Raw genomic sequence first — 9,020 nt, 5'->3', positions numbered from 1 at the left:
TAACTTTATGGATATGGTATACTACATAAACGGAGGAAGGAATTTCCATTACCCACTCAAATCAACATAGAGCCGTTAAAACAGGATATTTTGGTGTTAAAATTGTGTTAAACGGCTGTTTTTTTTGCCTGTTTTTCTGCTATTTTTATATCTGTTTAATGCTGATTTGTAGCGTGTTATGTTTTTAAATCGCTTACTTTCGGCTTAAAATCGGGGGATTCACAAAATGAAAGGTTTTTTACAGACGTAATAGAGCACGAATTGCCAACTTGCGTAAGATGGAAGTTATGCGCAAGTTGACAATGGAATTTTATGTCTTAATTGATGAATCCACGCGATTCATGCAAGAAGCAGGACGCTGTTTCTTGTAGAAGTTTGCTGCTCTTCTTTGTTAATTCGGATTCATAATAGCTGTCGGATGTATCCATTCTGACTTTTACAGCCTTCTTTTCCATGATTGTGCCCACGTCTTCTAATGTGGCAGGGTATAGATTGATTACTCCATAGGCTGTCAGACGTGTTGTGTAGTTGTATGTGGGAGTTACGTCTAAGTTTGCAGACTTTGTTTTGAACTTTAGAATAGTGCCATCTTCGAACTTTATGTACAAGTAGGAGTTTTCATCTATAATGTAAGGGGTTAAACTGCTTAACACTGCACGTACATAGATATTTTTATTGTGTTGGGCGAATCCTAAATATATAAAATAGGATGCCCCTTTAAATGACAGCATCTTTACGGGTTTTAGGTTTACAACAAATGTTTCTATGATACGAGCCCCTGTAAATTCGTCGTATTCGCTTCTTTCAAACTTGCATTTTTGAGAAAATGCTTGAACTGTTAAGCATGATAACAGCATGATCAGTAGACTTCTTTTCATGATTCTTCTTTTTTTTGAGGTTTGTGTTTTTGTGTTCTATTTATCTATACTTTAATTCTGATTCAGCGACAGAAGGGTACGGATTATACTGTCTTTTATTTTTGACTTGCTCACGCAGCATTTTGTTTTCTGCTTCTAAGTGCCCAATTTTGACGGATAGGGCTTTTATTTCTTCGAGCATTTGCGAAGGAGTAACGTCTATTTGAGTGCTTGAAGATTCGGTTTGTTCGGTTTGTTCGCGAAGCATATTTCCCCTTCCGGTGAGTAGCCATTCGGGTGAAATATCGAAAGAAGTTGCGATTCTGCTTAAGATGTCGAACTTTGGCATGACATTGCCTGTGTAGTTTCGAATATTTGCTTCACTGGTAGATAAGAGTTTTGCTAATTCGGTGTTTTTGCCGTTAGCAAATTTATCCACGATAATTTTAATCCTCTCATTTATAGTGCTCATATAATGTAAAATTGTTAAAATCGAAATTTTATTCGATTTTTCATTGTTTTTCTCGAAACTTATTTGGATGTTTGCATTGTCGTTCGTTAATTGAACGGCTTCAAAAATACAAAAAAAAAGAGAATGGACAAAAAGCGAACTTTGGTAGTGGGCCTTGAGCGCGGGACGAATTTGAAGATCGCCCGGGCACTCGGAGTGACGAAGGAAATGGTGTCGAAATCGATTTGTGGGCGAAAAAATACCCCGTTGGCGCAAAAAATTCGGCATGTGGCTGTAAGGAGTCAAGCAATTTTATGGGAGCCTTGAAACGGAATTTGCGACGTTGCCACAAGCCCTGCTGTCCAAAATGTTGAAAAATGGCATAGTAGATATCTCTGAATACCTTACTGTTTCTGTGGGCGTTCTGATAAGCGATGGTAGATTTAGAAGGAGCACGAGCTATTCCTAAGTGGTTGAGATTGCCGTTGGCGGAATTAAGACCATTGGAAATGTCTCTCACAGAGTCGCAGTTTGAGAATTGGCTGAACATCATGCTAACAAACTGACTCCAAGCATCGTAACCCTTGCAATGTTTGTTTGTACCGGACTCGCGAATAATCTTTCTAATCTTTTCTTTCGGTAGTTTACCGATGGCTTGCGCAAAAAGTGTTATATTTGTCATAAAGGAAGTAGAGGAGTTGGGCTCTCTTTACTAAGGTAACATTTTGTTCCTTAGCTCTACTTCTTTTTTTTGATGTTTATCAAAATATTTAGGACAACATTGTTTTTTTATGTAAGTTTGCAAGTCGAATGTAAGATTAACAAAACAACAATGAAGGAATTGCCAAAATTTCATCAAACATGCATTCCGATACTTGATATTTTAAGTAGTGGAGAACTCATCTCCCATAGGGAGATGTTGAGGAGAGTTATTGAAAAGTATTATAAAGACTTGCCGCAAGAACTTTTAGACCAGAAAACGAAAAGCGGAGCAAATCTGATTTCAAATAGAATTGCTTGGGGGAAATCCTATCTAAAACAAGGAAAGTACATTCAATGTCCTGAACGAGGTATGGTTCAAATTACCGAACGAGGGAGAAAAGCTCTTAGCAATAGAGAGTCTTTGGAAAAGAGTAGTGAAAGTTCTGATACAATAGATTTCTATGTGGAAGATAGAATTTCGTCTTTTATAGACCATACAGAAATGAGAAACGCATCTCCACAAGATTTAATTGATAGAGGGTTTGGTGAGATCGAAATGCAAGTGAAGAATGATCTACTTGAAAGGTTAAAACAGATTGACCCATATTATTTTGAAAAAGTCATATTAATCCTTCTGAAGAAAATGGGATATGGGGATTTCATAGAGACTTCAAGATCGAATGACGGCGGCATTGATGGGATTATTAATGAAGACCAATTAGGACTTGACAAGATTTACATACAAGCTAAAAGATATGGAGACAATAAGGTTCGAGAGAAAGATATTCGAAATTTTATTGGGGCAATGAGCGGTGATACAACAAAAGGTGTTTTTGTTACAACAACAGATTTTGATCAAGGAGCCATAAAAAAAGCACATGATGCACATCATACGATAATATTAATCAATGGTTCAAAGCTTGTTGATTTAATGCATCAATATAACGTCGGAGTGCAAATTAAGGAGAGCTATGAAGTAAAGATTGTTGATGAGGATTTTTTTGAAGGAGAATAGAAGACTATGTCACATTGTGTTACGATTGTCTCCCTCGGGCCGGGAGATCCTGAATTGATTACGCTCAAAGGGCTGAACAGCCTGCGAGAAGCCGATTATATCTTCTGTCCGGCAACGGTTAGGTCTGACGGTACGATGCTCTCGCGTGCACAGGAGATACTTGATGAGCTGGGCATTTCGTCTTCGGGGCTTTGCCTTTTCCCGGTTGCCATGAACGAGAACCGTCGTTATGCGACGGACAATTACGCGGATGTGGCACGTATCATTGCGGAAAAATATAGGGCAGGGTATAAGGTTGTTCTAACGGCCGAGGGCGATGCCGGATTCTATTCGTCGTCTGCTTATGTAAGTGATATATTGACGGCTCAGGGGATATCGGTCAAGCGGCTTGCCGGTGTGCCGGCTTTTATCGCTTGTGCGGCTTCGGAAAACATCCGTATCTCGGAACAGAATGAGGAGACAACCGTCATCACGCACCTTGCCTCGGTAGAAGAGTTGATAATGAGGATTGGTGAAGGACGCACGCTTGTGTTGATGAAGGCTTCGCGGTTCGAGTCGTTTATCAAGGAAGCGTTGAAAGTTGCACCCGACAATGTGATATTCCATTATTTTGAAAACGCCGGTATTGCTGCGAAGCAGTTTTATGCTTCTTGTCGCAAAGAAATCCTTGCTCGTCGTTTCCCTTATTTTTCGCTGCTGCTTATACGAGTTGAGGACTAAAGCCTTATCGGATCAGGCTTTGAAGAACAGCTGAAGGTCATACAGTCGTTTCACAATCCACCATACGGCAAACGACTGAAAACAAACGCCTATTAACGGGTAATAGGTGCCCATCCACTGTTCGAGTCCGAAGAAAAGGGAGTGCGAGATGGAGCGGAAGTCGACTACGAAGAAAAGGCAATAAGCCACCAGGGAGTTCATCCCGTAATATTTCAACCAACCGATACCGAAGCGAATCCCTTTCATATCGACCACGTAATAAAACAGTCCCATCAGCAAAAAGCAGACTCCGCCGTAAAACAGCGTCATGGAGCTACTCCATATATGTTTGATCAGAGGGAAGACAGGTGTCATGGCAAGCGCGACAGCCGTAAGTATGAGACCGACTGCCAGAAGTCGGGTGAGCCGTCGGCTTTCCTTCACCGGCATCCGGAGAATCTGACCGGCGAAACATCCTAACATCACCGTGACGACAAAGTTCAGGCTGCTCAATATCCATGTATAATGATAATTCGGATCGAAGTCCCAACAGCCATCGTCGTTCACGAGTACGCCGTCGCGCAGACGTCCCAGCACGCAGCGATCAATTACTTCGGCAATATTTGTGCCCGGCTCGTAATCCATCTTTCCTACCGTCGAAAAGACCAGCAGATAAGCAAAGAAAAACAATGCCGTCGCACCGATCTGTCCTCGAAGGGGGAGCCGAACAAAACATAATACCGCTACCACATAGCCTACAGCAATGGCTTGCAGTGTGTTGGCATAGAGGTGGAAAGAAGCGGAATCGAAAGCCAGCAAGTTTCCTTGTACGATCCATCCCAGAAAGAAGAGAATGGCGAAGCGTTTCAGCAAACGGAGATAAAACCGGTGATCCGTCTTTTCTTCTCGTTTGTATTTCGACATCGAGAAAGGGATCGTAATCCCCGACATAAACATAAACAAAGGCATAATCAAATCCCAGAATGACACGCCTTCCCACGGCACATGCGTGAATTGACGTGCCAGCGGTTCCCATGTGGGATTATCCGCAATCTTCAGCCACGTCATCGATATCGGTTGCAGCATCAACAGACAAAACAAATCGAATCCTCTCAACAGATCGAGTGAGGCAAGACGTTTATGGGGTGTTGTGTTCATTTTTTGAGGCTTTTATGTGTAAATGTTATTTTCGCGCGACTTAGGGGGCGCTTCGTAGAAACATCCACCTTAATCTCGACATGCAGATCGTTGTAGCCGGTCTTTTCCTCCCAGCAGTTACGGTTAGCCAGTCGGATGGCATATTCGGGACGGTCGTGCAAGGCCGGTTCCGGGTCGGGCAGGAAGAGGTACAGCTTGTAATTTCCTTCGGGGATATCGGGAGGTAAAGCCACGTTGGCTTTCAGCTCCGTTATTTGATCGGGCTGCCACCTCCTTGGGTCATCGGGCAGAACGGCTGTATAGGTTCGTGTCCCATCCGTCGATCGGAGAATCAGCTCTACTTTTCGTGGATTAAAAGGCGAAGCATATCCCACATTCTTTAGCGTGATGAGAGCGGAAAGCTCGCTGCCGGGAGCATGTTCGGCCGAATAAGTGCCTTTTTGCAACGTAAAACGATAGCCCATGTTGCGGACGATGTGATCCATGCAGCCCTGCGAAATCCATTGATCATTTACCTCATGATAATAGTCTTGATTCAGAAAAGACCAGCGCAGGTAACGCATCTCCGACTGTGCTTTCGCGCAATCAGCCGGACCGATACCTTCGGGAGGACAGGTTTCCCCTCCTACGGGCGCATACAGCGCATCGGCGTGCATGTATTTCTTCTCTTCCGTAATGTCGATGACGTATGTACCGATGTCGTTGATGCTTGCCAGAAAGCAGTCATTATGATGCCCGATGCGCGCAACGGCTTTCGTTCCGAAGGCTTCTTGGGCAGAGATCGGGGATTGGGAGCCTATATACATGCGTTTGTACGAAGGTCGTCGTACCTGTACGAAACGATCAGGCGGCAATATGTCCAGTATCTTGTCGAGCACCTTTTTCCGTGAGATGTCATTATTGAGCTTGTTGATCGAGTAATACCATTCGCCCCACGAACCGATAAAGCCGGCGTGCATTACGGCAATCACGTCTTTGTTCTCATGCAGCACCGGTCTTAGCTGATCGAGATGGCGAAGGATGATGGCCATCGGAGCATCAGGTTCTTTGGCCGCATTGGAATAGCCGAAGCGCAGAATCGTTTTAAAACCAGCCTTACGGAAAATAGCCATGTCGTTCTTTATCTGCGTCAGAGTCACTTGGTCAAGCGGCTTATTCTTGAAATCTTTGAGGTAGTAGAAGCGGAACATCAAGGTGATGTTGTCTTTCCTGAACTTGCGCAGCCACTCTTCCCTGAGTTGATCCTGTCCAAGCGAATACTTATAAAAGCCTCGTTCGGGATTGGGGAACAGATCGTTGACGGTGACGTAGTTTACCGTCTGCACAGGCATATCGGGCGGAGCGGGAGGTTCCGGTATATCCGGCTTGTCGTTCCTCCCGCAGCTGCCCAAGAAAAGGCAGACGAATATGGTTATTATAAATGAAAAAGAGAGTTCTTTCATTTACGTGTCAATCGCGTTGTTTCTCTTTACTTTACGTCTGTCAGTGACTCACGTATCGGGTCGTCGTACTTGACTTGCAGGCGCAGAAGTTCTTCTTTTAATTGCTTTGTTATCTCTTCGGTGCCTTCCTGTCCGTAGAGATTATGCATCTCTGCCGGATCGTTTTGCAGGTCGTACAATTCCCAACAGTCAATGTCGTTATAGAAACGAATCAGTTTGTAACGCTCTGTCCGGACCCCAAAATGTCGTCTTACGGCATGCTCGGCCGGATATTCGTAGAAGTGATAATAGAGCGAGGTGCGCCAATTGTCGGGATGTTCTCCCTTGAGAAGGGGCAGGTACGAGTCGCCCTGAATATCGTTCGGAACGGAAACACCCGCCAATTCGAGGAACGTAGCTGCGTGGTCGATATTCTGTACCATCTCCGGAATATCTCCTTTGATACCTCCGGGATAACGCACGAGCATGGGAGTGCGGAACGACTCTTCGTACATGAAACGCTTGTCGAACCAACCGTGTTCCCCCATATAAAATCCCTGATCGGAGGTATAAACGATAATCGTACGGTCGAGCAAGTCATTCTTTTCCAGACAATCGAGTACACGACCAACATTTCGGTCGATCGAACGTATCACTCGGAGATAATCTTTCATATACTGTTGATATTTCCATTCTGCCAAGGCTTTGCCGGTCAGTTTATCGTCTTTGAATTTCCGGATGATCGGGTCGTAATGTTTGTCCCATGCTGCTTTTTGGGCGGGTGTCATCCGTTCATACATTGCGCGTCCGGCCTTTTCGAGACCGGGCTGGGAATGGATTTCATTTTCTTTGTCGGCCAGCTTCAGGTCGTAGACGAGATCCATATCTTCGATGATGCTCATCTCTTGCAACTCGGCCGCTTTTCGTCCCTCATATTTGTCATAGAACGTTTCGGGAAGCGGAAAGACGGTGTCTTCCTTCCAGTCGAGGTCGCACGTATCGGGCATCCAGGTACGGTGTGGCGCTTTGTGATGCAAAAGCAGGCAGAACGGTTTATTCTTGTCTCTTTTTTGGTCGAGCCAGTCGATGGCCAGATCGGTCGTGATATTCGTGGCATATCCTTCGATTTGTCGCTTTTCGCCGTTATCAATAAAGAAAGGATTGTAATAATCTCCTTGTCCGATCAGGATATTCCAGTAGTCGAATCCCGAAGGCTCGGAGCTGAGATGCCATTTTCCTACGACGGCTGTCTCATATCCTGCCTGCTGCAACAGTTTAGGGAAAGTCTGCTGGCTTCCGTCGAACGTCTTTGTATTGTCTGTAAAGCCGTTTTTATGGCTGTGCTTGCCTGTCAGCAAGCATGCCCGACTCGGGCCGCTCAGCGAATTAGCCACAAAACTGTTGGTGAAACGCACCCCCTCGGTCGCAATCCGGTCGATGTTCGGTGTCTCGATAAAACGGCGGTCGTACACACTGATGGTTTGATAGGAATGGTCGTCGCACATGATATAGAGAATATTCATGTGCTTCTCGCTTACTGTATTTTCACTTTTTTTATCCTTACATGCAATCAGCGACACGCCCATGGCCGCGCTCGTGAGGGAAAAGAATACTGTGTTGTATCGAATCTGTTTCATTGTATGATATAATGTTTATGGTGCAAACTTACATAAAAAACCATTTTTTATACGTCTTCCGATAAAAATCGAGCCGCCAACTGTTCTATCGATAATTAAGGTACTCAAAGGCACGATTGTTTCACTTTTTTTTAATTTATCTTTTATGAGAAAGTCTACGGTCTCGACGTCCACAAAGATAGCATCTTTATGTGCATTTTGGACGAACAAGGCCAAAAAAACAGAAGAAAAATTTGCCGTGACGCCCCGTGAAATAAAGCGGCTGTCATCTGTAATGCACGCTCATTACGTGAGTGAGGTATGTACTTCCACCCTCCTTTTCTCTTTCAGCGGCTCGTTTGCCATGAATATATTGACCACGCCGTGCCTGATATATTCGTAATCAATCCGCGCCTCTCGCCGGGGTTTTACAGGGATTGAATCACGCATCTCAATCAACTGCTTGGGTGACTCGTCCATGCAGACTACCGGATTGGCAGGGGTATAGGGCCGCTTATATACGTCCAGGACGTTCTCCATATGGGCTACAAATTCCCCGCCGTGGGCTTTTGGAATAACCCAGCCCTTTACTTTCCAGGGTTTAAGTTCATTTTTTTAAAAACCTTCCCCACCGTCACATGGGAAATCTTGTCAATATACTCCCATTCAACCATCTTGTCTGCCAGAAAGCGCAAAGACCATCTCGCATACCCTTCGGGGGGAGCGCTGCAACATAAAGCCACCAATTTGGCTTCCACATCGCCATCGACTTTCCTTTCGTATACGCGTTGACTCGGGCGACGCTCCAACGTGGCTTCCAAACCCTCTTGCACAAACCGTTTCTTCACCCGGTCGATGGTGCGCATGCCTATGCGTAAAACCTCACATATACGCTCGTTTGTCACCTTCCGGGAATAATCGCCTTCATCGGTATTGAGCAGGATATAGGCGGCACGATAGGTTTGGGACTTGTGAGAGCCTTTGTTGACTATCGCTTCCACTTCTTCCACTTCTTCCCTGCTTAATTTAATGGTCGTACATTTGTACTTTTGTAAATAATTCAATAATTACTAACTTTGATATCAGCATGGACAAAGACCG

The 9,020-nt window shown here is 44.6% G+C and carries 9 protein-coding genes and 1 pseudogene; 2 read left to right on the top strand and 8 right to left on the bottom strand.

The genetic code is table 11. The annotated features are described in order from the left end of the window. Positions 1–317 precede the first annotated feature (317 nt). The 3 genes and pseudogenes from EII41_RS12685 to EII41_RS12675 all read right to left on the bottom strand — a co-directional run. Entirely contained in the window at positions 318–878 is a 561-nt protein-coding gene (locus tag EII41_RS12685) for a hypothetical protein (protein ID WP_124790888.1), read from the bottom strand. A 40-nt stretch (positions 879–918) separates the two neighbouring features. After that, on the bottom strand, positions 919–1,596 hold the full coding sequence (locus tag EII41_RS14200; protein WP_185711917.1) for a helix-turn-helix domain-containing protein: 678 nt from the start codon (positions 1,594–1,596) through the stop codon (positions 919–921). 10 nt (positions 1,597–1,606) lie between these two features. Beyond that, positions 1,607–1,990, bottom strand: a pseudogene (locus tag EII41_RS12675) (DUF4372 domain-containing protein); the annotation flags it as partial. Between the two features lie 150 nt (positions 1,991–2,140). Here EII41_RS12675 and EII41_RS12670 point away from each other — a divergent pair. Continuing rightward, entirely contained in the window at positions 2,141–3,025 is an 885-nt protein-coding gene (locus EII41_RS12670; protein ID WP_124752445.1) for a restriction endonuclease, read from the top strand. 6 nt (positions 3,026–3,031) lie between these two features. Beyond that, the gene (locus EII41_RS12665; protein WP_124790886.1) at positions 3,032–3,745 is read left to right on the top strand and encodes a precorrin-2 C(20)-methyltransferase; all 714 of its coding nucleotides are present in this window, start codon (positions 3,032–3,034) and stop codon (positions 3,743–3,745) included. Between the two features lie 12 nt (positions 3,746–3,757). Here EII41_RS12665 and EII41_RS12660 read toward each other — a convergent pair whose 3' ends face one another. From EII41_RS12660 to EII41_RS12640, 5 genes are all read right to left on the bottom strand, one after another. Next, positions 3,758–4,882, bottom strand: coding sequence for an acyltransferase family protein (locus tag EII41_RS12660; protein WP_124790885.1), 1,125 nt, complete (start codon positions 4,880–4,882; stop codon positions 3,758–3,760). Next, complete coding sequence (locus EII41_RS12655) at positions 4,879–6,324, bottom strand: DUF4832 domain-containing protein (RefSeq protein WP_124790884.1); 1,446 nt, start codon at positions 6,322–6,324, stop codon at positions 4,879–4,881. Before EII41_RS12655 ends, EII41_RS12660 begins: the two co-directional genes overlap by 4 nt. Positions 6,325–6,350: 26 nt before the next feature. After that, on the bottom strand, positions 6,351–7,940 hold the full coding sequence (locus EII41_RS12650) for a sulfatase (RefSeq protein WP_124790883.1): 1,590 nt from the start codon (positions 7,938–7,940) through the stop codon (positions 6,351–6,353). A 285-nt stretch (positions 7,941–8,225) separates the two neighbouring features. Beyond that, positions 8,226–8,459 (bottom strand): hypothetical protein, encoded by a 234-nt coding sequence (locus tag EII41_RS14820; RefSeq protein ID WP_124790882.1) that lies wholly within the window; start codon positions 8,457–8,459, stop codon positions 8,226–8,228. A 47-nt stretch (positions 8,460–8,506) separates the two neighbouring features. Beyond that, on the bottom strand, positions 8,507–8,983 hold the full coding sequence (locus EII41_RS12640; RefSeq protein WP_124790881.1) for a helix-turn-helix domain-containing protein: 477 nt from the start codon (positions 8,981–8,983) through the stop codon (positions 8,507–8,509). Between the last annotated feature and the right edge of the window lie 37 nt (positions 8,984–9,020).

This window comes from Tannerella forsythia (assembly GCF_003860135.1).
GTDB classification, from domain to species: domain Bacteria; phylum Bacteroidota; class Bacteroidia; order Bacteroidales; family Tannerellaceae; genus Tannerella; species Tannerella forsythia_A.
Note: the sequence above shows the minus strand (reverse complement) of the source record. Positions and strands in the feature narration are given on the sequence as shown.